This window comes from Bacillus sp. LM 4-2, from assembly GCF_000978495.1.
GTDB lineage: Bacteria > Bacillota > Bacilli > Bacillales > Bacillaceae > Bacillus > Bacillus subtilis.
In genome coordinates this window covers 2462757-2485504 of the sequence record NZ_CP011101.1, presented here as the reverse complement: position 1 = coordinate 2485504, position 22748 = coordinate 2462757, and the positions used below count along the sequence as shown (strand labels likewise).

At 43.9% G+C, this 22748-nt stretch carries 23 protein-coding genes; 20 read left to right on the top strand and 3 right to left on the bottom strand.

The genetic code is table 11. From position 1 onward, the window contains the following. Positions 1 to 79: 79 nt before the first annotated feature. From comEA to bslm_RS12320, 3 genes are all read left to right on the top strand, one after another. Positions 80 to 697, top strand: a complete 618-nt coding sequence (comEA, locus tag bslm_RS12330; RefSeq protein WP_004398514.1) for a competence protein ComEA — start codon at positions 80 to 82, stop codon at positions 695 to 697. A 66-nt stretch (positions 698 to 763) separates the two neighbouring features. Beyond that, positions 764 to 1333, top strand: a complete 570-nt coding sequence (locus bslm_RS12325; RefSeq protein ID WP_046381196.1) for a ComE operon protein 2 — start codon at positions 764 to 766, stop codon at positions 1331 to 1333. Positions 1334 to 1336: 3 nt separating this feature from the next. Then, on the top strand, positions 1337 to 3667 hold the full coding sequence (locus bslm_RS12320) for a DNA internalization-related competence protein ComEC/Rec2 (protein ID WP_046381195.1): 2331 nt from the start codon (positions 1337 to 1339) through the stop codon (positions 3665 to 3667). Between the two features lie 39 nt (positions 3668 to 3706). Here the strand turns inward: bslm_RS12320 and bslm_RS20840 are convergent, their stop codons facing one another. Next, on the bottom strand, positions 3707 to 3841 hold the full coding sequence (locus bslm_RS20840) for a YqzM family protein (protein WP_003229983.1): 135 nt from the start codon (positions 3839 to 3841) through the stop codon (positions 3707 to 3709). Between the two features lie 40 nt (positions 3842 to 3881). Here bslm_RS20840 and bslm_RS21360 point away from each other — a divergent pair, with 40 nt between their 5' ends. Together bslm_RS21360 and holA are read left to right on the top strand one after the other, a co-directional pair. Further along, positions 3882 to 4031: a hypothetical protein gene (locus bslm_RS21360; RefSeq protein WP_003229985.1), complete on the top strand. Its 150-nt coding sequence runs from the start codon at positions 3882 to 3884 to the stop codon at positions 4029 to 4031. A gap of 39 nt (positions 4032 to 4070) precedes the next feature. After that, positions 4071 to 5114 carry a DNA polymerase III subunit delta gene (gene holA / locus bslm_RS12310; RefSeq protein WP_014480310.1) on the top strand — a complete coding sequence of 348 codons (1044 nt, stop codon included), beginning with the start codon at positions 4071 to 4073 and terminating at the stop codon, positions 5112 to 5114. A 14-nt stretch (positions 5115 to 5128) separates the two neighbouring features. On the opposite strand, the gene rpsT is transcribed toward holA, so the two are convergent. After that, positions 5129 to 5395 (bottom strand): 30S ribosomal protein S20, encoded by a 267-nt coding sequence (gene rpsT, locus bslm_RS12305; protein ID WP_003229989.1) that lies wholly within the window; start codon positions 5393 to 5395, stop codon positions 5129 to 5131. A gap of 203 nt (positions 5396 to 5598) precedes the next feature. On the opposite strand from rpsT, the gene gpr reads away from it, so the two are divergent. The 12 genes from gpr to mtaB all read left to right on the top strand — a co-directional run bounded on the left by gpr (position 5599) and on the right by mtaB (position 19533). Then, entirely contained in the window at positions 5599 to 6705 is a 1107-nt protein-coding gene (gpr, locus tag bslm_RS12300) for a GPR endopeptidase (RefSeq protein WP_014480309.1), read from the top strand. A 62-nt stretch (positions 6706 to 6767) separates the two neighbouring features. Further along, entirely contained in the window at positions 6768 to 7973 is a 1206-nt protein-coding gene (gene spoIIP, locus bslm_RS12295; protein WP_046381194.1) for a spore autolysin SpoIIP, read from the top strand. 16 nt (positions 7974 to 7989) lie between these two features. Next, entirely contained in the window at positions 7990 to 8328 is a 339-nt protein-coding gene (locus bslm_RS12290) for a YqxA family protein (protein ID WP_014477382.1), read from the top strand. A 133-nt stretch (positions 8329 to 8461) separates the two neighbouring features. Continuing rightward, a complete protein-coding gene (gene lepA, locus bslm_RS12285) occupies positions 8462 to 10300 on the top strand; it encodes a translation elongation factor 4 (protein WP_003229999.1) in 1839 nt (612 codons plus the stop codon). 52 nt (positions 10301 to 10352) lie between these two features. Further along, complete coding sequence (gene hemW / locus bslm_RS12280; protein ID WP_015714284.1) at positions 10353 to 11492, top strand: radical SAM family heme chaperone HemW; 1140 nt, start codon at positions 10353 to 10355, stop codon at positions 11490 to 11492. Between the two features lie 80 nt (positions 11493 to 11572). Further along, complete coding sequence (gene hrcA, locus bslm_RS12275; RefSeq protein WP_003246126.1) at positions 11573 to 12604, top strand: heat-inducible transcriptional repressor HrcA; 1032 nt, start codon at positions 11573 to 11575, stop codon at positions 12602 to 12604. Between the two features lie 71 nt (positions 12605 to 12675). After that, positions 12676 to 13239 carry a nucleotide exchange factor GrpE gene (gene grpE, locus bslm_RS12270; RefSeq protein ID WP_003230005.1) on the top strand — a complete coding sequence of 188 codons (564 nt, stop codon included), beginning with the start codon at positions 12676 to 12678 and terminating at the stop codon, positions 13237 to 13239. A 23-nt stretch (positions 13240 to 13262) separates the two neighbouring features. After that, positions 13263 to 15098 carry a molecular chaperone DnaK gene (gene dnaK, locus bslm_RS12265; RefSeq protein ID WP_004398786.1) on the top strand — a complete coding sequence of 612 codons (1836 nt, stop codon included), beginning with the start codon at positions 13263 to 13265 and terminating at the stop codon, positions 15096 to 15098. A gap of 199 nt (positions 15099 to 15297) precedes the next feature. Then, positions 15298 to 16425, top strand: coding sequence for a molecular chaperone DnaJ (dnaJ, locus tag bslm_RS12260; RefSeq protein ID WP_003230010.1), 1128 nt, complete (start codon positions 15298 to 15300; stop codon positions 16423 to 16425). 24 nt (positions 16426 to 16449) lie between these two features. Continuing rightward, a complete protein-coding gene (prmA, locus tag bslm_RS12255; RefSeq protein WP_032722135.1) occupies positions 16450 to 17385 on the top strand; it encodes a 50S ribosomal protein L11 methyltransferase in 936 nt (311 codons plus the stop codon). Positions 17386 to 17407: 22 nt separating this feature from the next. Further along, the gene (locus tag bslm_RS12250; protein WP_015384126.1) at positions 17408 to 18178 is read left to right on the top strand and encodes a 16S rRNA (uracil(1498)-N(3))-methyltransferase; all 771 of its coding nucleotides are present in this window, start codon (positions 17408 to 17410) and stop codon (positions 18176 to 18178) included. Continuing rightward, positions 18178 to 19533 carry a tRNA (N(6)-L-threonylcarbamoyladenosine(37)-C(2))-methylthiotransferase MtaB gene (gene mtaB / locus bslm_RS12245; protein WP_003230017.1) on the top strand — a complete coding sequence of 452 codons (1356 nt, stop codon included), beginning with the start codon at positions 18178 to 18180 and terminating at the stop codon, positions 19531 to 19533. The genes bslm_RS12250 and mtaB overlap by 1 nt, the downstream gene beginning before the upstream one ends. A gap of 35 nt (positions 19534 to 19568) precedes the next feature. On the opposite strand, the gene bslm_RS12240 is transcribed toward mtaB, so the two are convergent. Then, positions 19569 to 20492, bottom strand: coding sequence for a Na/Pi symporter (locus bslm_RS12240; protein WP_015714282.1), 924 nt, complete (start codon positions 20490 to 20492; stop codon positions 19569 to 19571). Positions 20493 to 20664: 172 nt separating this feature from the next. Here bslm_RS12240 and rpsU point away from each other — a divergent pair, with 172 nt between their 5' ends. The 3 genes from rpsU (at position 20665) to bslm_RS12225 (ending at position 22743) form a co-directional block, all read left to right on the top strand. Next, on the top strand, positions 20665 to 20838 hold the full coding sequence (gene rpsU / locus bslm_RS12235; protein ID WP_003152957.1) for a 30S ribosomal protein S21: 174 nt from the start codon (positions 20665 to 20667) through the stop codon (positions 20836 to 20838). Between the two features lie 14 nt (positions 20839 to 20852). Continuing rightward, entirely contained in the window at positions 20853 to 21299 is a 447-nt protein-coding gene (locus bslm_RS12230) for a GatB/YqeY domain-containing protein (protein ID WP_003230022.1), read from the top strand. Positions 21300 to 21429: 130 nt separating this feature from the next. Further along, positions 21430 to 22743 carry an NfeD family protein gene (locus bslm_RS12225; RefSeq protein WP_046381193.1) on the top strand — a complete coding sequence of 438 codons (1314 nt, stop codon included), beginning with the start codon at positions 21430 to 21432 and terminating at the stop codon, positions 22741 to 22743. Positions 22744 to 22748 lie beyond the last annotated feature (5 nt).

Genomic DNA, 22748 nt, shown 5'->3' with positions numbered 1-22748 from the left:
TTCCCCTCCTTTGAGCTATTATCCTCTAAACCATATGTGTTATGAAAATAAAATATGACGAAAGCGGGGAACATGCACGATGAATTGGTTGAATCAGCATAAGAAAGCAATTATTTTAGCGGCTTCTGCGGCTGTTTTCACAGCGATTATGATCTTTCTGGCCACAGGGAAAAATAAAGAGCCGGTGAAGCAAGCTGTACCAACAGAGACAGAAAATACAGTGGTAAAGCAGGAAGCAAACAACGACGAGTCAAACGAAACAATTGTGATAGACATCAAAGGTGCTGTTCAGCATCCTGGCGTTTATGAAATGCGAACAGGGGACAGAGTATCTCAGGCAATTGAGAAAGCGGGCGGGACCAGTGAACAAGCAGACGAAGCGCAAGTAAATTTGGCGGAGATTCTGCAGGACGGGACAGTGGTGTACATCCCGAAAAAGGGAGAGGAAACAGCAGTGCAGCAAGGTGGCGGAGGGTCTGTCCAAAGCGATGGAGGGAAGGGAGCGCTGGTGAATATCAATACAGCAACCTTAGAGGAGTTACAAGGCATCTCAGGGGTGGGGCCATCCAAAGCTGAAGCTATTATTGCATACCGGGAAGAAAACGGGCGTTTCCAAACAATTGAAGATATCACTAAGGTTTCAGGAATAGGTGAAAAGTCATTTGAGAAAATAAAGTCTTCCATTACAGTAAAGTGATTTGACGGTCATGCATTATGATAGGTAAACTAAAGGTCAGGCAACACAACATTTGGAGGGAACAACGTGGAACGAATTTCATGGAATCAATACTTTATGGCTCAAAGCCATTTATTGGCGCTGCGCAGCACATGTCCGAGATTATCTGTCGGCGCTACTATAGTCAGAGACAAACGCATGATAGCAGGAGGCTACAATGGGTCAATCGCGGGCGGCGTACATTGTGCAGATGAAGGATGCTTAATGATAGATGATCATTGCGTAAGAACCATTCACGCTGAAATGAATGCGATTCTTCAATGCTCTAAGTTTGGGGTGCCGACTGATGGAGCCGAGATTTATGTGACGCATTATCCGTGCATTCAATGCTGCAAATCTATTATTCAAGCGGGTATCAAAACGGTTTATTATGCTGAGGATTACAAAACACATCCGTATGCGCAGGAATTATTTGAACAGGCGGGTGTAACAGTTGAACAGGTTGAACTCGATGAAATGATCGTTGATCTGAAAAACAGGGAAAAGCTTTCATTTGTAGCGGGTCTTATAGGGAAATTGGCTGATGCCGGTTTAGCGGAGGAAGAATTGAAAAAGATACATGAACAGGCGAATACACTTTTCACGAGCTACGTGTGATGAATGCGTAATTCGCGCTTATTATTGCCTATGGCGGCAGCTTCGGCAACGGCTGGAATTACTGCCGCCGCTTATTTCCCCGCTATTTTTCTTTTCATCCTCTTTCTCCTCATCATTTTAATCAAAACGAGGCACGCTTTTCTCATTATTGTTTGTTTCTTCTCTTTTATATTGTTTTTTGTACTGTATGCAGTCACAGATTCTCAGAATGTCTCTTCCTATCGGCAGGGAACCTATCAATTCAAGGCAGTGATTGACACTATTCCCAAAATTGACGGCGACCGTATGTCTATGATGGTTGAGACACCTGATAAGGAAAAATGGGCTGCTGCGTATCGCATTCAGTCTGCTGGTGAAAAAGAACAGCTGTTATACATAGAACCAGGAATGTCATGTGAGTTGACTGGTACATTGGAAGAACCGAATCACGCAACTGTGCCGGGTGCATTTGATTATAACGAGTATCTTTATCGGCAGCATATTCATTGGAACTACTCTGTCACGTCTATTCAAAACTGCAGCGAACCTGAAAATTTTAAGTACAAGGTGCTCAGCTTGAGAAAACATATCATATCATTCACAAACAGCCTTTTGCCTCCTGATTCGGCAGGGATTGTACAGGCACTTACAGTTGGTGACAGATTTTATGTGGAGGATGAAGTGCTTACCGCGTATCAAAAGCTTGGTGTTGTCCATCTCTTGGCAATATCAGGACTCCACGTGGGGATTTTGACAGCAGGTTTGTTTTATATCATGATTCGCCTTGGTATAACTAGAGAAAAGGCGTCAATTCTGTTGCTGTTATTTCTGCCGCTCTATGTGATGTTGACCGGCGCTGCTCCTTCAGTGCTACGCGCCGCTCTCATGTCGGGTGTTTACTTAGCTGGAAGCCTTGTCAAATGGCGTGTCCACTCTGCAACTGCAATTTGTCTTTCATACATCGTCCTTCTGCTCTTCAATCCTTATCATCTCTTTGAAGCCGGTTTTCAGCTATCGTTCGCCGTCAGTTTTTCTTTAATTCTATCCTCTTCTATTTTTCATCAGGTTAAAACCTCCTTGGGGCAGCTGACAATTGTATCACTCATCGCTCAGCTGGGCTCGCTTCCGATTCTCCTATATCATTTTCATCAGTTTTCTATCATCAGCGTACCGATGAATATGTTGATGGTACCATTTTATACCTTCTGTATTTTGCCGGGAGCTGTAGCAGGTGTTCTTCTATTAAGTCTTTCCGTTTCGTTTGGGAGATTGTTTTTCAGCTGGTTTGATTTATTGATAAGCTGGACCAATAGGCTAATCACAAACATTGCAGATGTTGAAGTGTTCACGATTATGATCGCACATCCTGCACCTGTTTTGCTTTTTTTATTCACGGTTGCGATCATCCTATTGCTTATGGCGATTGAAAAACGCTCCTTGTCGCAGTTGATGGTAACCGGAGGCATTTGCTGCACGGTGCTGTTTCTGCTCTTTATATATCCGTGTCTTAGTTCCGAAGGAGAAGTGGATATGATAGATATTGGACAGGGTGACAGCATGTTTGTAGGTGCTCCGCATCAGCGGGGTCGTGTCTTAATTGATACCGGCGGCACTTTGTCTTACTCGTCAGAGCCTTGGCGCGAAAAACAGCATTCGTTTTCACTGGGGGAAAAGGTGCTGATTCCGTTTTTAACTGCTAAGGGAATCAAACAGCTTGACGCTTTAATTCTGACGCACGCTGACCAAGATCATATCGGAGAGGCGGAGACTCTGCTGAAGCATCATAAAGTAAAGCGCCTCGTGATTCCGAAAGGGTTCGTTTCTGAACCTAAAGATGAGAAAGTGCTGCAGACAGCCAGAAAAGAGGGAGTGACAATTGAAGAGGTGAAGCGAGGCGATGTATTGCAAATAAAGGATTTGCAGTTCCATGTACTGTCACCTGAAACACCTGATCCGGCAAGCAAAAATAATTCCTCTCTCGTTCTGTGGATGGAGACGGGCGTTCTGAGCTGGATTTTGACGGGTGATCTGGAGAAAGAAGGGGAACAGGAGGTGATGGACGTGTTTCCAAATATTAAAGCAGATGTCTTAAAGGTGGGGCACCATGGGAGCAAAGGCTCTACCGGTGAAGAATTCATCCAACAGCTTCAGCCGAAAACGGCCATTATCTCAGCCGGGAAAAACAATCGGTACCATCATCCTCATCAAAAAGTTCTGCAACTATTACAGAGACATTCTATCCGCGTGCTGCGAACAGATCAAAACGGAACGATCCAATATAGATACAAAAACAGAGTTGGAACCTTTTCTGTCTATCCTCCATATGATACATCAGATATAACAGAGACGAACTAAAAAAGACTGCCGAGAAATCAGCAGCCCGGGCAGTCGCTGTTATGAACCAACTAGGTGAATAACCGTTGCCATGACAAACAAGAAGGCGAAAAATCCGAAGGACACAACAAAACCAACAGCTGAATCTACAGCATCATTTCGTTTGCTTTGAACGTTTTTTTCAAAATCATTCAACTTTATCCCTCCTGACTGACTTAAGTATAATGGAATTGTTTTGAAAAATCTAGAAGCTAAGGTAACGTTTTCTGTTCTGGTGATTATCGCCTTTTTACAAGCTGTCCCGGGGGCTTGCGAACAGGCGTTTAATATAAATGGGGAAGCAGCAGTCAGGCTTCCTCTTTACTATTTTGCAAACTCAATTTAGGATAGAGGGGGATGATGAAAGAGAGGAAGTCGTACAACAATGGTATTTGATGTGTGGAAAAGCCTAAAAAAAGGAGATGTCCATCCGGTTTATTGCTTATACGGAAAAGAGACATATCTGCTGCAAGAAACCGTCAGCAGGATCAGACAGACGGTCGTTGATCAGGAGACAAAGGATTTCAATCTATCCGTTTTTGATCTGGAAGAGGACCCGCTGGATCAAGCGATTGCAGATGCTGAAACGTTTCCGTTTATGGGAGAGCGGCGTCTTGTCATTGTGAAAAATCCATATTTTTTAACAGGTGAAAAGAAAAAAGAAAAAATTGAGCACAACGTCAGTGCGCTTGAATCATATATACAATCACCTGCGCCTTACACAGTCTTTGTCCTGCTTGCTCCGTATGAAAAGCTTGATGAGCGAAAAAAGCTGACGAAAGCGTTAAAGAAGCACGCGTTTATGATGGAGGCGAAGGAATTAAATGCAAAGGAAACGACAGACTTTACTGTCAACCTTGCAAAAACAGAGCAGAAAACAATCGGCACGGAAGCGGCGGAGCATTTGGTTCTGCTTGTGAACGGTCATCTGTCATCGATTTTTCAGGAGATTCAAAAGCTCTGCACGTTTATTGGAGATCGTGAAGAAATTACGCTGGATGATGTAAAAATGCTTGTTGCTAGAAGCCTTGAACAAAATATTTTTGAGCTGATCAATAAAATCGTCAACCGAAAACGAACAGAGAGTCTGCAAATTTTTTATGATTTGCTAAAACAAAATGAAGAACCGATCAAAATTATGGCGCTTATTTCGAATCAGTTCCGGCTGATTCTGCAGACGAAGTACTTCGCGGAACAGGGATACGGACAAAAACAAATCGCTTCTAATCTAAAAGTTCACCCATTTCGGGTAAAGCTGGCGATGGATCAAGCAAGGCTTTTTTCAGAGGAGGAGCTCCGTTTAATTATTGAACAGCTTGCCGTCATGGACTATGAGATGAAAACCGGGAAAAAGGACAAGCAGCTCCTGCTCGAACTGTTCCTTTTACAGCTGTTAAAAAGAAATGAAAAAAACGATCCCCATTATTGAGGATCGTTTTTATATTATGCAGAAAGTCCGTTCACTTTTTTCGCTAGTCTTGATTTGTATCGAGCTGCGGTATTTTTGTGTACAAGACCTGTTTTCACTGCTTTATCAATACGTTTAGCTGCTTCAGTAAGAGCAGTTTTCGCTTTGTCAGCTTCGTTGTTGGCAACAGAAGCTTCAACTTGTTTGATTGCAGTACGCATAGCAGATTTGATTGTCGCGTTATGAACGCGGCGTTCGTTGTTTGTTTTTGTACGTTTAATCGCTGATTTAATGTTTGGCATGTGTTTCACCTCCTAAGATACAACCTGTAGCACAGTGTCTTAAGGTTAAATCTTCTTCACAATAGAACAAATTGTATTCTATCAAACACACCTTTAGATTGCAATATAAATGTAAAGTATTTTTCATTGAAGGTTCTCTTTTTAGCATGATTCATTCAGCAAATGGCAACAATATAGGTACTTAATGTGAAGGAGGCCCCTGTATGAAAAAGAGTGAGCTGGATGTGAATCAGTATTTGATACGGACCGATTTGGCAGTGGAAACGAAGGAAGCAATGGCCAATCAGCAGGCTGTGCCGACAAAAGAAATTAAAGGCTTTATTGAAAAAGAGCGTGATCACGGCGGCATTAAAATCCGCACAGTTGATGTTACAAAGGAAGGCGCGGAGCTTTCGGGAAAAAAAGAAGGGCGCTATTTAACGCTTGAAGCACAGGGAATCAGGGAGAATGATTCGGAAATGCAGGAGAAGGTCTCTGCTGTCTTTGCGGAGGAATTCTCAGCTTTTCTTGAAAACCTTAATATCTCAAAAGATGCGAGCTGTTTGATCGTTGGGCTCGGCAACTGGAACGTGACACCTGATGCGCTTGGACCGATGGCAGTAGAAAATCTGTTGGTAACAAGGCACTTGTTTAAGCTTCAGCCGGAAAACGTACAGGAGGGTTACAGGCCTGTCAGTGCATTTGCACCGGGTGTAATGGGGATAACAGGAATCGAAACAAGTGACATTATTAAAGGTGTGATTGAGCAATCGAAGCCTGATTTTGTCATCGCCATTGATGCGTTGGCGGCGCGGGCGGTGGAAAGGGTCAACACAACCATTCAAATATCGGATACAGGCATTCACCCGGGATCTGGAGTGGGGAATAAACGAAAAGATTTAAGCAAAGACACGCTTGGTGTTCCGGTGATTGCTATCGGTGTTCCGACAGTAGTTGATGCCGTGACAATTGCCAGCGACACGGTGGACTACATATTAAAACATTTTGGCAGAGAAATGAAGGATAACAGGCCATCAAGATCGCTTGTTCCGGCAGGCATGACGTTTGGGAAAAAGAAAGTGCTCACTGAAGAAGATCTTCCCGATCAAAAGCAGCGCCAATCGTTCCTAGGGATTGTCGGAACCCTTCAAGAAGATGAAAAACGGCAGCTCATTCACGAGGTGCTTTCGCCTTTAGGACACAACTTAATGGTTACGCCGAAGGAAGTCGATTCATTTATCGACGATATGGCAAATGTTTTAGCGAACGGACTAAACACAGCGCTTCATGAAAAAGTGTCACAAGAAAACAAAGGCTCCTACAATCACTAAACAGTTCTACTTCCTCTAGCTTGTTCATAGAGTAATTACTAGACAAGCGCTGGAGGGATTCAATGAGAAATAAACGCAGAAACAGACAGATTGTTGTTGCGGTAAATGGAGGGAAAGCGATAAAAGCCATCTTTCTATTTATCGTAAGCCTTATCGTGATTTTTGTTCTATCCGGTGTGCTGACGTCTCTCCGGCCGGAACTTAGGCCGTCGTCTGACTCTTTTTATGGGATTGCTGAAGAATTGCCGGGTGACGTATTTGCACATTTGCTGCGGATGGAAAACCATTATTTCGCTTCTGACCTCTCTCAAACCGACAGCTCATTTCATCTTTCTCGTCTTTCTTTAAAGCTGGCGACGAGCATTAACCTCGAAGATCCGCGGAGCTTTCTCGGTCGGGAGCTGCCAGGGTTTGCACAATTTGATACCGAGATTTTGTTAGCTGGACAAGGAACCGATTATACGAATATGCCTGCGGAATCGCCGCCGCCGTCTAAGGTGATGGAGGAAGAAAGGGAAGCGAATTTGGCAGAGATTGAAAAACAGCAAACGCAATCAGATAATGCGCAAAAAGATCCGCCCAAACAAACAACAGGTGATAAAAAGGTCGTGTTTATCTATCACACGCACAATACGGAATCATATCTCCCTCTATTAAAAGGCGAGACCGATCCTGACATGGCGCGCCATTCTAAAGCCAACGTCACGCTTGTAGGAGATATGTTCGGACAAGCGCTTGAATCCCAGGGAATCGGAGCCACAGTGAATAAAACCGATATACAGTCAAAATTGAATAAAAAAGGCTTAAACTATGCCAGGTCCTATGATGAATCAAGGCCGGTCGTGCAAGACGCCCTTGCTTCAAACAAAAATCTGCAATATATCATTGACATCCACAGAGACTCACGGCGCAAAAAAGACACAACCGCAACGATTAAAGGGAAAAGCTATGCCAGGGTAGCCTTTGTCGTCGGGAAAAAAAGCAAAAACTTCGAAGAAAACTATAAAATTGCGAGTGAGCTTCATAAACTGATGGAGAAAAAATACCCCGGACTTAGCACAGGTGTCTTTTCCAAAGGCTCGCCAGGCGATAATGGTGTTTACAATCAGGATTTAACCGATAGAGCGCTTTTGCTCGAGTTTGGCGGAGTAGATAATAATCTCGAAGAGCTGCAGCGTGCGGCTAACGCGGCCGCGGACGTATTCAGCGAAATGTACTGGGATGCTGAAAAGGTCAACGCAGCGAGCGGGGAGACGAAAAAACAATAAGAAATAGGTGGTTGATTTGATTGCATACTTTGGAAAATGCTTACTGCTTGTCACGATCATGTTTTTAGGCGTTCTGTTCGGCATGCAGCAGGCAAACAACGGGATGCTGAGTATGAAAGGCTATCATGACCCTTCACTGAAGGGGGCGTTTACGCTCACCGACGGAAAAGATAATGAAAAAGAAGCCTCAATCCTAGGAGAAACAGTCACGGCAAAAGATTTAGAAGAAAAACAAAAAGAGCTGGAAAAGGTGGAGACATTCAATATGTTTTCAAAAGCCGGAAAAGCGCTTTCGGACACCGTAACCAATACTGCCCAGTCAATGTATGAATGGATACGGGATATGAATCAATAAGTACGTGAAAGAGAAAAGCAGCCCAGATATGATAGGGAACTTTTCTCTTTCTTGTTTTACATTGAATCTTTACAATCCTATTGATATAATCTAAGCTAGTGTATTTTGCGTTTAATAGTAGGAGTGATAGATTGTGACAGATAAAGAAAAGCGTTTAGAGAGGCAATCGAGAATACGGAATTTCTCTATCATTGCCCATATTGACCACGGAAAATCGACCTTAGCGGATCGTATTTTAGAAAAAACGTCGGCAATCACTCAACGAGAAATGAAAGAACAATTGCTCGATTCTATGGATCTTGAACGTGAGCGGGGCATAACCATTAAATTAAACTCTGTTCAGCTTAAATATAAAGCAAAAGACGGAGAAGAATATATCTTTCATCTAATCGATACGCCGGGACACGTCGACTTCACGTATGAAGTATCCCGAAGCCTTGCTGCCTGCGAGGGAGCGATTCTTGTCGTGGATGCAGCCCAGGGGATTGAAGCGCAGACGCTCGCCAATGTCTACTTAGCGCTTGACAACGATCTTGAAATCCTTCCGGTCATCAATAAAATCGACCTTCCGAGCGCCGAGCCCGAACGTGTGCGCCAAGAGGTAGAAGACGTTATCGGCCTTGACGCATCAGAAGCCGTGCTTGCTTCAGCAAAAGCCGGTATCGGGATTGAGGAGATTTTAGAACAAATCGTAGAAAAGGTGCCAGCTCCGACCGGAGATCCGGAGGCGCCGCTCAAAGCGCTGATCTTCGACTCGCTTTATGACGCCTACCGCGGTGTCGTGGCTTATATCAGAGTCGTTGAAGGAACGGTAAAGCCGGGACAAAAAATCAAAATGATGGCAACCGGCAAAGAATTCGAAGTAACAGAGGTGGGCGTGTTCACGCCGAAAGCAACTCCGACAAATGAACTGACGGTCGGTGATGTAGGCTTCCTGACTGCCTCAATCAAAAATGTCGGTGACACACGTGTCGGTGATACAATAACGAGCGCTGCCAATCCTGCAGAAGAAGCGCTGCCGGGATACCGCAAGCTAAACCCGATGGTGTACTGTGGTTTGTATCCGATTGATACAGCGAAGTATAATGATTTAAGGGAAGCTCTTGAAAAGCTTGAGCTGAATGATTCCTCCCTTCAATATGAAGCGGAAACTTCGCAAGCGCTTGGATTCGGGTTCCGCTGCGGATTTTTAGGCATGCTTCACATGGAGATCATTCAGGAGCGAATTGAGCGTGAGTTCAACATCGACCTGATTACGACAGCGCCAAGCGTTATCTATGACGTGTATATGACAGACGGCGAAAAGGTCGTTGTCGACAACCCGTCCAACATGCCGGATCCTCAAAAGATCGAAAGGGTTGAGGAGCCATACGTAAAAGCGACGATGATGGTGCCGAATGACTATGTCGGCGCTGTAATGGAGCTTTGCCAAGGAAAACGCGGCAATTTCATTGACATGCAGTATTTAGACGCAAACCGTGTCAGCATCATTTATGATATGCCACTAGCGGAAATCGTATATGAGTTTTTTGATCAGCTGAAATCAAGCACTAAAGGCTATGCGTCCTTTGATTATGAACTGATCGGCTACAAACCGTCCAAGCTTGTGAAAATGGACATTATGCTGAATGGTGAAAAAATCGATGCCCTTTCCTTTATCGTGCATCGTGATTACGCATATGAACGCGGAAAAGTGATCGTTGAAAAACTGAAAGAACTCATTCCGCGCCAGCAGTTTGAAGTTCCGGTACAAGCCGCAATCGGCCAGAAAATCGTGGCCCGCTCCACCATAAAAGCAATGCGTAAAAACGTATTGGCTAAATGTTACGGAGGGGACATCTCGCGTAAACGGAAACTTCTTGAAAAACAAAAAGAAGGAAAACGCCGTATGAAGCAGGTCGGCTCAGTTGAAGTGCCGCAAGAAGCATTTATGGCAGTTCTGAAAATGGACGACAGTCCGAAAAAACAATAGAAGCCGCCGCAGTCTTGTACTGCGGCTTCTTTCTGTAAAGAAGGTGAATCCGTTGAAATCAGCTTATATCCATATCCCATTTTGTGAGCATATTTGCCACTACTGCGATTTCAATAAATATTTTATTCAAAGTCAGCCAGTCGACGAGTATTTAAACGCACTCGAACAGGAAATGATAAATACAATAGCAAAAACTGGGCAGCCTGATCTCAAAACAATCTTTATCGGAGGAGGCACGCCGACCTCCCTGTCTGAGGAACAGCTCAAAAAGCTGATGGACATGATCAACCGCGTACTGAAGCCCTCAAGCGACTTATCGGAATTTGCGGTTGAAGCGAATCCGGACGACTTGTCCGCAGAGAAATTAAAAATATTAAAAGAAGCAGGCGTAAATCGCCTCAGCTTTGGTGTGCAAACGTTCGAAGACGATCTGTTAGAAAAAATCGGCCGAGTGCACAAGCAAAAAGATGTATTCACCTCTTTTGAAAGAGCGCGGGAAATCGGTTTTGAGAATATCAGTCTTGATCTCATGTTCGGGCTTCCGGGGCAAACCCTCAAGCATCTGGAACATTCTATAAACACTGCTTTATCATTGGATGCCGAGCATTATTCCGTTTACTCCCTTATTGTAGAACCGAAAACGGTATTTTATAATTTGATGCAAAAAGGGCGGCTTCATCTTCCGCCGCAGGAGCAGGAAGCTGAAATGTATGAAATGGTGATGAGCCAGATGGAAGCTCACGGCATCCATCAATATGAAATCAGCAACTTTGCTAAGGCAGGCATGGAATCTAAGCACAATCTAACGTATTGGAGCAACGAACAATATTTCGGTTTCGGAGCTGGCGCTCACGGATATATCGGCGGCACACGAACAGTGAACGTCGGACCTGTTAAGCATTACATTGACCTGATAGCTGAAAAGGGTTTTCCGTACAGAGATACACATGAAGTGACAACAGAAGAACAGATTGAGGAAGAAATGTTTTTAGGTTTGAGAAAAACAGCCGGTGTCAGCAAAAAACGATTCGCAGAAAAATACGGCCGTTCCCTGGATGGACTTTTCCCAAGCGTGTTAAAAGACCTCGCTGAAAAAGGGCTGATTCACAATTCGGAGTCTGCCGTTTATTTGACTCATCAAGGGAAATTATTAGGCAATGAAGTTTTTGGCGCTTTTTTGGGTGAGTTATAATTGACATTTTTCTTGTGGTTTGATACTTTTGTTATAGAATTAGCACTCGCTTATTGAGAGTGCTAACAGAGGTGATGATGATGTTAACAAATCGTCAGCTGCTGATCCTTCAGGTTATAATCAACGATTTTATTAAATCGGCACAGCCGGTGGGATCAAGAACTCTTTCGAAAAAAGATGAAATCACATTTAGCTCTGCAACAATAAGAAACGAGATGGCTGACTTGGAGGAATTGGGCTTTATTGAAAAAACCCATTCATCCTCAGGACGTGTTCCGTCAGAAAAAGGGTATCGGTACTATGTTGACCATTTGCTGTCACCCGTCAAACTGACGAAAAGCGACCTGGACCAAATCCACTCGATCTTCAAAGAGAAAATTTTCGAGCTGGAGAAGACAGTTCAAAAATCAGCGCAAATTTTGTCCGATCTGACGAATTACACATCCATCGTACTCGGGCCGAAGCTGAGTGAGAATTACCTTAAACAGATTCAAATCATTCCGATTCAGCCTGATATGGCGGTAGCGATTCTCGTTACCAATACGGGGCATGTGGAAAACAAAACGATTAACTTTCCGACCAAAATGGATCTGTCTGATATTGAAAAACTGGTAAATATACTGAACGACCGTTTAAGCGGCGTTCCAATGGATGAACTGAATGAGCGCATATTTAAAGAAGTTGTCATGTACCTAAGACAGCACATTAAAAACTATGACAATATACTCGACGCGCTTCGTTCAACCTTTCATTCCACAAATCACGTTGAAAAGTTGTTTTTTGGCGGGAAAATCAATATGCTGAACCAGCCTGAGTTCCATGATATCACCCGAGTTCGGTCGCTGCTTTCATTAATTGAGAAAGAACAGGATGTTTTAAAGCTGGTTCAATCCCCGCACACGGGAATTTCGATTAAAATCGGAAAAGAAAACGACTATGAAGAGATGGAAAATTGCAGTCTGATTACGGCTTCTTATTCCGTAGACCAGAAGCAGATCGGCTCAATTGCGATCATCGGCCCGACCCGCATGAATTATTCCAGGGTTGTCAGCCTGCTTCAGCATGTGACTTCGGACTTGTCAAAAGCATTAACAAGTCTGTATGATGAATAAGGGAATTTTGGCAAATTTTATCGAAGGGCAGCACCTGTCCTTCTCCTTACACTTTGAGGGAGGTGAACACAATGTCAGAAGAAAAACAAACCGTTGAACAAAACGAAACAGAAGAGCAAGAAATCATTGAAGAACAAGCTGCCGCTGATGAACAGCAGGAAGAAACAAATGAAAGCGAACTTCTTCAAAACCAAATTAACGAATTGCAAGGTTTGCTTGAGGAAAAAGAAAACAAACTTTTGCGTGTTCAAGCAGACTTTGAAAACTATAAACGACGCAGCCGTTTAGAGATGGAAGCGTCCCAAAAATACCGTTCTCAAAATATCGTGACTGATTTACTGCCGGCTCTTGACAGCTTTGAACGAGCGCTTCAGGTTGAAGCCGACAATGAACAGACGAAAAGTTTGCTCCAGGGAATGGAAATGGTCCACCGTCAGCTCGTAGAAGCCTTGAAAAAAGAAGGCGTCGAAGCCATCGAAGCTGTAGGGCAGGAATTTGATCCTAATCTGCACCAAGCTGTTATGCAGGCTGAAGACGAAAACTACGGCTCCAACATTGTTGTTGAGGAAATGCAAAAAGGCTATAAGCTGAAGGATCGCGTCATTCGCCCTTCCATGGTCAAAGTGAATCAATAATTACATAGCAGGAGGTTATTCAAGTGAGTAAAGTTATCGGAATCGACTTAGGAACAACAAACTCATGTGTGGCAGTGCTTGAAGGCGGCGAGCCTAAAGTTATCGCTAACGCTGAAGGAAACCGCACAACGCCATCAGTTGTTGCATTTAAAAACGGCGAACGTCAAGTAGGGGAAGTGGCTAAACGCCAATCTATTACAAACCCTAACACAATTATGTCTATCAAACGTCATATGGGTACTGATTATAAAGTTGAAATTGAAGGAAAGGATTACACTCCACAAGAAGTGTCTGCTATCATCCTTCAACACCTTAAATCATACGCTGAAAGCTATCTTGGCGAAACAGTATCAAAAGCAGTTATCACAGTTCCAGCATACTTTAACGATGCTGAGCGTCAAGCTACAAAAGACGCTGGTAAAATTGCCGGTCTTGAAGTAGAACGTATCATCAACGAGCCGACTGCAGCAGCGCTTGCATACGGACTTGATAAAACAGATGAAGATCAAACGATCCTAGTATACGACCTTGGCGGCGGTACATTCGACGTTTCCATCCTTGAGCTTGGCGACGGTGTATTCGAAGTTCGTTCAACTGCCGGCGACAACCGTCTGGGCGGGGACGATTTTGACCAAGTTATCATCGATCATCTTGTGTCTGAATTCAAAAAAGAAAACGGCATTGATTTGTCAAAAGACAAAATGGCGCTTCAGCGTTTGAAAGACGCAGCTGAAAAAGCGAAAAAAGATCTTTCCGGCGTATCTTCTACGCAAATTTCTTTACCGTTTATCACAGCTGGAGAAGCAGGACCGCTTCACCTTGAACTTACATTAACTCGCGCTAAATTCGAAGAGCTTTCTTCTCATTTAGTAGAGCGCACAATGGGTCCTGTCCGTCAAGCGCTTCAAGATGCAGGACTTTCTGCAAGCGAAATCGACAAAGTCATCCTTGTCGGCGGATCAACTCGTATCCCTGCCGTACAAGAAGCAATCAAAAAAGAAACTGGAAAAGAAGCGCATAAAGGCGTAAACCCGGATGAAGTTGTAGCGCTTGGTGCTGCGATTCAGGGCGGCGTTATCACAGGTGACGTAAAAGATGTTGTTCTTCTTGACGTTACACCGCTTTCTCTCGGTATCGAAACAATGGGCGGCGTGTTTACAAAACTGATCGACCGCAACACGACGATCCCAACAAGCAAATCTCAAGTGTTCTCAACTGCTGCTGATAACCAAACAGCTGTTGATATCCATGTTCTTCAAGGTGAGCGCCCAATGTCTGCCGACAACAAAACACTCGGCCGCTTCCAGCTTACTGATATCCCGCCAGCACCGCGCGGCGTGCCTCAAATCGAAGTTTCTTTCGATATTGACAAAAACGGTATCGTAAACGTAAGAGCAAAAGACTTAGGCACAGGAAAAGAACAAAACATTACAATTAAATCTTCTTCAGGTCTTTCTGATGAAGAGATCGAACGCATGGTAAAAGAAGCGGAAGAAAATGCTGACGCTGATGCGAAGAAAAAAGAAGAAATCGAAGTCCGCAACGAAGCAGATCAGCTTGTTTTCCAAACTGAGAAAACATTAAAAGATCTTGAAGGCAAAGTAGACGAAGAACAAGTGAAAAAAGCCAACGATGCCAAAGATGCTTTAAAAGCAGCGATTGAGAAAAACGAATTTGAAGAGATCAAAGCGAAAAAAGATGAGCTTCAAACAATCGTTCAAGAGCTTTCTATGAAGCTTTATGAAGAAGCTGCTAAAGCACAGCAAGCTCAAGGCGGAGCAAACGCTGAAGGCAAAGCGGATGACAACGTTGTCGACGCTGAATACGAAGAAGTAAACGACGACCAAAACAAAAAATAAGTTCTTTTTAGTATCAGCCCCGCTTCCGGAGCTGACCGAAAAGAACACATTTCATAATCTGATTCAATGATTAGAAAGTCAAAGTCAGGCATCTCTTGGCTTTGACTTTTTTTCTTGCCCGGGATAAAAGGAATTGAAAAATCATAATTCAAAATGATACAATCTAATTTATGTGAGAAATTCGGGAGAGTGAAGCGAGATGAGTAAGCGTGATTACTATGAAGTGCTGGGAGTAAGTAAGAGCGCTTCAAAGGATGAAATTAAAAAAGCTTATCGGAAGCTGTCAAAAAAATATCATCCTGATATTAACAAAGAAGCCGGATCAGATGAAAAATTTAAAGAGGTAAAAGAAGCATACGAAACGCTGTCAGATGACCAAAAACGTGCGCATTACGATCAATTTGGTCACACTGATCCTAACCAAGGCTTCGGCGGCGGAGGTTTTGGCGGCGGCGATTTCGGCGGTTTTGGTTTCGATGATATTTTCTCAAGTATATTCGGCGGAGGCACAAGACGAAGAGATCCCAACGCTCCGCGCCAGGGTGCTGATTTACAGTATACGATGACCCTGTCGTTTGAGGATGCGGCTTTCGGTAAAGAAACAACCATCGAAATTCCCCGCGAGGAAACGTGCGAAACATGTAAAGGCTCAGGTGCGAAACCTGGAACAAATCCAGAAACATGCTCCCACTGCGGAGGCTCCGGCCAGTTAAACGTGGAGCAAAATACACCGTTTGGAAAAGTCGTTAACAGACGGGTCTGCCACCACTGTGAAGGTACAGGCAAAATAATTAAAAACAAATGTGCGGACTGCGGCGGCAAAGGAAAAATCAAAAAACGCAAGAAAATCAATGTGACAATTCCAGCCGGTGTAGATGACGGGCAGCAGCTTCGTCTCTCGGGACAGGGTGAACCAGGAATAAACGGCGGCCCTGCTGGGGATTTATTTGTCGTGTTCCATGTACGCGCACACGAGTTCTTCGAGCGTGACGGCGATGATATTTACTGTGAAATGCCGTTAACGTTTGCTCAGGCTGCTCTTGGAGATGAGGTAGAAGTGCCGACGCTGCATGGAAAAGTGAAATTGAAAATTCCGGCCGGTACACAAACAGGAACGAAATTTAGATTAAGAGGCAAAGGCGTTCAAAATGTCAGAGGCTATGGACAGGGTGACCAGCATATCGTCGTCCGCGTCGTTACGCCGACAAATCTGACAGATAAACAAAAAGACATTATCCGCGAATTTGCCGAAGTCAGCGGAAACCTGCCTGACGAACAGGAAATGAGTTTCTTTGACAAGGTAAAACGCGCGTTTAAAGGCGATTAATTATTGGATGAGGAGTTGGTAGTTTTGAAATGGTCCGAATTAAGCATTCACACAACACATGAAGCGGTCGAACCTATCTCAAATATATTGCATGAAGCTGGTGCAAGTGGGGTTGTGATAGAGGACCCGCTTGATTTAATTAAAGAACGTGAGAATGTGTACGGGGAAATCTACCAGCTCGACCCCAATGATTACCCAGATGAGGGTGTCATTGTCAAAGCATATCTGTCGGTTAATAGTTTTCTGGGCGAAACTGTAGACGGCATCAAAGAAACGATTAATAATCTCCTTCTTTACAATATTGATTTGGGCAGAAACCACATCACTATTTCTGAAGTAAATGAAGAAGAGTGGGCGACTGCCTGGAAAAAGTATTATCATCCTGTGAAAATTTCTGAAAAGTTTACAATTGTGCCGACGTGGGAGGAATATACGCCGGTCCATACTGATGAACTGATTATTGAAATGGACCCGGGAATGGCTTTCGGCACAGGGACACATCCGACAACCGTACTCTGCATTCAGGCGCTTGAACGCTTTGTGCAAAAGGGTGATAAGGTGATTGATGTGGGCACTGGTTCGGGAATTTTAAGTATTGCGGCTGCAATGCTTGAGGCTGAATCGGTTCATGCCTACGATCTTGATCCCGTGGCTGTAGAAAGTGCACGCCTCAATCTCAAGCTGAACAAAGTCAGCGATATTGCTCAAGTGAAGCAAAACAATTTGTTAGACGGGATTGAAGGGGAACATGATGTGATTGTGGCCAATATTTTGGCTGAAGTCATTCTTCGCTTTACTTCACAAGCGTACAGCCTGTTAAAAGAAGGCGGCCACTTTATTACGTCAGGAATCATCGGTCATAAAAAACAAGAAGTAAAAGAAGCACTGGAACAAGCTGGCTTTACCATTGTAGAAATCCTTTCAATGGAAGATTGGGTCAGTATTATTGCGAAAAAATAACAGTTAGTAGGTGTCACAGCGTATGCAACGATATTTTATCGAGCTCACGAAGCAGCAAATAGAGGAAGCGCCGGCTTTTTCGATTACCGGCGAAGATGTTCATCATATTGTGAACGTGATGAGAATGAATGAGGGAGATCAGATTATCTGCTGCTCTCAAGACGGCTTCGAGGCAAAATGTGAACTTCAATCTGTTTCCAAAGATAAAGTGTCCTGCCTTGTGATAGAATGGACGAATGAAAACAGAGAGCTTCCGATAAAGGTCTATATTGCGAGCGGCCTTCCGAAAGGAGATAAGCTTGAATGGATTATCCAAAAGGGGACTGAGCTCGGAGCTCATGCCTTTATTCCTTTCCAAGCCGCGCGTTCTGTTGTCAAGCTGGATGACAAAAAGGCAAAGAAAAAGCGGGAAAGATGGACGAAAATTGCGAAGGAAGCGGCTGAACAATCGTACCGTAACGAAGTGCCGCGAGTGATGGATGTCCATTCTTTTCAGCAGCTTCTTCAAAGGATGCAGGATTTCGATAAATGTGTCGTTGCATACGAGGAGTCATCGAAGCAAGGGGAAATAAGCGCATTCAGCGCGATTGTAAGCAGCCTTCCGAAAGGATCATCTCTATTGATCGTATTTGGTCCCGAAGGCGGTTTAACAGAAGCGGAGGTTGAACGGCTCACAGAGCAAGACGGTGTGACGTGCGGCCTTGGACCGAGAATTTTAAGGACAGAAACCGCTCCGCTATACGCGTTGAGCGCGATTTCTTATCAAACAGAGTTATTAAGAGGTGATCAGTAATGGCAACTGTTGCTTTCCATACGCTTGGCTGTAAAGTCAACCATTATGAAACAGAAGCAATCTGGCAGCTTTTCAAAGAAGCGGGCTATGAAAGAAGAGACTTTGAACAAACAGCTGATGTATATGTCATTAATACATGTACGGTTACAAATACGGGAGATAAAAAAAGCCGCCAAGTGATCAGACGCGCCATTCGTCAAAATCCTGACGGTGTCATCTGTGTCACAGGCTGCTACGCGCAAACCTCACCTGCTGAGATTATGGCGATCCCCGGTGTCGACATTGTAGTCGGAACACAGGACCGTGAAAAAATGCTTGGCTACATTGACCAATACCGAGAAGAACGCCAGCCGATTAATGGCGTCAGCAACATCATGAAAGCAAGAGTCTATGAAGAGCTAGATGTGCCTGCTTTCACGGACCGCACAAGAGCGTCATTGAAAATACAGGAGGGCTGCAATAATTTCTGCACATTCTGTATCATTCCGTGGGCGCGCGGCCTGCTCCGCTCCCGCGACCCTGAAGAAGTCATTAAACAAGCGCAGCAGCTTGTCGATGCCGGATATAAGGAAATTGTTCTTACGGGTATTCATACAGGCGGCTACGGCGAAGATATGAAAGATTACAACTTCGCGAAGCTTTTGAGCGAATTAGACACCCGTGTGGAAGGCGTGAAACGGATCAGAATTTCTTCAATCGAAGCCAGCCAAATCACTGACGAAGTGATCGAGGTCTTAGACCGCTCAGATAAGATAGTGAATCATCTGCATATTCCTATCCAATCCGGATCAAACACAGTGCTTAAACGGATGAGACGCAAATATACAATGGAATTCTTTGCAGACCGTTTAAATAAATTGAAAAAAGCACTGCCAGGCTTAGCTGTTACTTCTGATGTCATCGTCGGGTTCCCTGGAGAAACAGAAGAAGAATTTATGGAAACCTATAACTTTATTAAAGAACATAAATTCTCTGAGCTGCATGTTTTCCCTTACAGTAAACGTACAGGAACACCAGCTGCACGAATGGAAGACCAAGTGGATGAAAACGTGAAAAACGAACGTGTGCACCGCCTGATTGCTCTTTCTGACCAGCTTGCAAAAGAATACGCTTCTCAGTATGAAAATGAAGTGCTTGAGATTATCCCTGAGGAAGCGTTTAAGGAAACAGAAGAAGAAAATATGTTTGTTGGTTACACAGACAATTATATGAAGGTTGTTTTCAAAGGTACGGAAGATATGATCGGCAAAATCGTAAAAGTCAAAATCCTAAAAGCAGGTTATCCTTACAACGAAGGACAGTTTGTCCGTGTGGTTGAGGATGAAATAACTGAACACATGCGTTTGTCTTCTTAACCTAAAAAATCGGTGCATTAAAATGTACCGGTTTTTTATTTAGCCGGGATAAGAAGGTGAATCAATCGGTAAAACAAGTTTGTTAGCGGAAGAAATAAAAGAGCTGTTACTACATTAAATAAAAGACTGAAATGAGCAATCCTTTGGGCGGGATCGGGTGATAACTGCTCTACAAAGCCGGTCGCTGCGGTCAGAAAAGGCAATACTAGAGCCACCCCTAGCACGTTAAATACCACATGCGCATACGCTGTCTGTTTCGCCGCATATCCCCCGGATACAGCAGCCATGACAGCTGTAATGCATGTCCCGATATTGGATCCGAGTACGACGCTCATCGCCTGTGTCAGTCCGATAATCCCTTCATTCATAAAACTCATCAAAATGCCGATACAGACAGAACTGGAGTGAATGATGGCAGTTAACACCATCCCGATGAGCAAAGCGGACCAGTTTGAATCGTTAACATGGTATAGAACGTCGGCTCCCGTTTTCAGCTTTGTCAGCGGCCCGGCAAGATGGCTGAATCCGCTGATGCAAAAGAAGATGATTCCCAGTCCAAGGAAGCTTGTTCCCAGCTGTTTCAAAGGATACCTGCCAGTCAGAAAAAACAATAAACCTCCTATTAAAAGAACCCAAATCAAAATATCCATTTTGATAGCAATAAATTCAGTTGTAAAAGTAGAGCCAACATTCGTCCCCAGAATCATCGGTATCGTCCGCTTAAAAGAAAGAACGCCCGCACTTACAAAGCCGATGACAATGACCATAAAAGCTGAACTGCTCTGAAGTATTCCCGTAAATACAATGCTGATAAGAAACGCTTTTAACGGATGGTCCGTAAATAAAAGCAAACGTTCTTCAATTTTTGAGTACGCCATAGAAATTAAGCCTTTTCGAAGCATGTTCATGCCTGCGAGAAAGAATAATATAAGAGCAGTAAAGCTAATCAGAATTAACATCCTATTCACCAACCCCTTTCTATCATTATATAGACAGGCAGTCGCACTCATGACGGAAAAGTGAACTCACTTAGTTGACCTGACTGATGGCTTATATTATAATGTCAAAGTACATGTTTATATGTGTAACTTAAAGGTAGTCGATTGGTGTATTCGGAGGGAGGGAAAGAGAATGTCAAAAACGGTCGTTAGAAAAAACGAATCGCTTGAAGATGCTCTTCGTCGCTTCAAACGCAGTGTATCAAAGACAGGTACTTTGCAAGAAGCAAGAAAGCGTGAATTTTATGAAAAACCTAGCGTAAAGCGCAAGAAAAAGTCTGAAGCTGCTAGAAAACGCAAATTCTAAAAGAGGGTGGATTTATGAGTCTTCTTGAGCGTCTCAACCAGGATATGAAGCTGTATATGAAAAACCGTGAGAAAGACAAACTGACTGTCGTTCGAATGGTTAAGGCTTCACTTCAAAATGAAGCAATTAAGCTTAAGAAAGACAGTTTGACCGAGGATGAGGAACTCACTGTCCTTTCTCGTGAACTTAAGCAACGTAAAGACTCCCTCCAGGAATTTTCAAACGCTAATCGTTTAGATTTAGTAGATAAAGTTCAAAAAGAGCTGGACATTTTAGAAGTTTATTTACCTGAGCAGCTGTCAGAAGAAGAGCTGCGTACAATCGTAAATGAAACCATCGCGGAGGTCGGTGCGAGCTCAAAAGCGGACATGGGCAAAGTGATGGGGGCAATTATGCCTAAAGTAAAAGGTAAAGCTGACGGAAGTTTAATTAATAAGCTTGTGAGCAGTCAACTGTCTTAAATGGCAAAGAAAAGGACATCTTTCTAAGAGAGATGTCTTTTTTTATACATAAAAAAATGAAACCTTTGATACATTTGTTACGTATGAAGAGAAGGCACTTATTATAAAAGGAAGGAGGGATACACCGCCCTTGCTTCAAATCAAAGGATTTCGTGCTGCTCTTTTGGGTATATTTTTACTTTCTTTATTAGGCGTACAGCTGAACGCAAAAGCAGAAAAACAAACTGTTTATGTGATCCCGGTTGAAAAAAATGTCGAACAGGGTCTCGCCTCGTTTTTGTCCCGTTCGTTACAAGACGCAAAGGATGCACATGCAGACCATATTGTTCTTGATATCAATACCCCAGGGGGATTGGTCAAATCTGCTATTGATATGGCCGATTTGATAACCGAAAGCGAGATCCCCGTAACTGCATATGTCAACAAACGCGCGTTGTCTGCTGGTGCATATATTGCACTTCAAGCAGATCACATTTATATGGCGCCTGGCGGAAAAATGGGAGCCGCCGCGATTGTTGATGGCCAAGGCAATGCCGCTGACCAAAAAGCTCAATCACTTTGGCTGGCAGAGATGGAAGATGCCGCAGTGAAAAATAACCGCGATCCAAAATATGCGCTCGCAATGGCTGACCCAGATATAGATGCCAAGGAAGTCGACGCGCCTAAGGGAGATCTGCTGACACTTAACGCAGACAAGGCGATTGAGGTAGGCTATTCAGAAGGCACTGCTGACAATTTGTCCACGCTCGTAAAGAAGCTTGGGTTCGAAAAGGCGCAGATTAGCTACGCAAAGGAGAGCTTTGCGGAAAAGACAGCAAGATGGCTGACGAATCCGGTCATTGTCCCTATTCTGCTGACAATCGCTTTTTTAGGTCTGACGGTGGAGCTTTTTTCCCCGGGTGTCGGCCTCCCTGGAACGGCTGGACTCATTGCGTTATTGCTGTTCTTTTACGGGCATCTTGCAGCCGGCCTTGCCGGGTATGAGACGGTTCTCCTCTTTATAGCAGGGGTGATTCTCATTCTGCTTGAGATTTTTCTTCCCGGAGGAATCATTGGATTACTGGGCTTGGGAGCGATTATTGCGAGCCTGTTTTTAGCCGCGGGGAGCTTCACTGTCATGGCGGTTTCTCTCTTGATCGCCTCAGCTGTTTCGATTACAGCGTTTATTTTACTGACAAGGGTGTTGGGAAAGCGTATGAAATTCTTTAAGAAATTGATATTAAATGATTCTACAAACACGGAGAGCGGCTACGTTTCAAATCAAACGCGCACGGACTTAATGGGAAAAGTGGGTATAACCTTTACACCGCTGCGCCCTTCCGGTACCGTCATTATTGATGATGAACGCCTTGACGTTGTATCGGAGGGATCGTTTACAGAAAAAGATAAAAAAGTAAAAGTGATAAAAGTAGAAGGCTCACGCATTGTCGTGAGAGAAATTTAAATAGA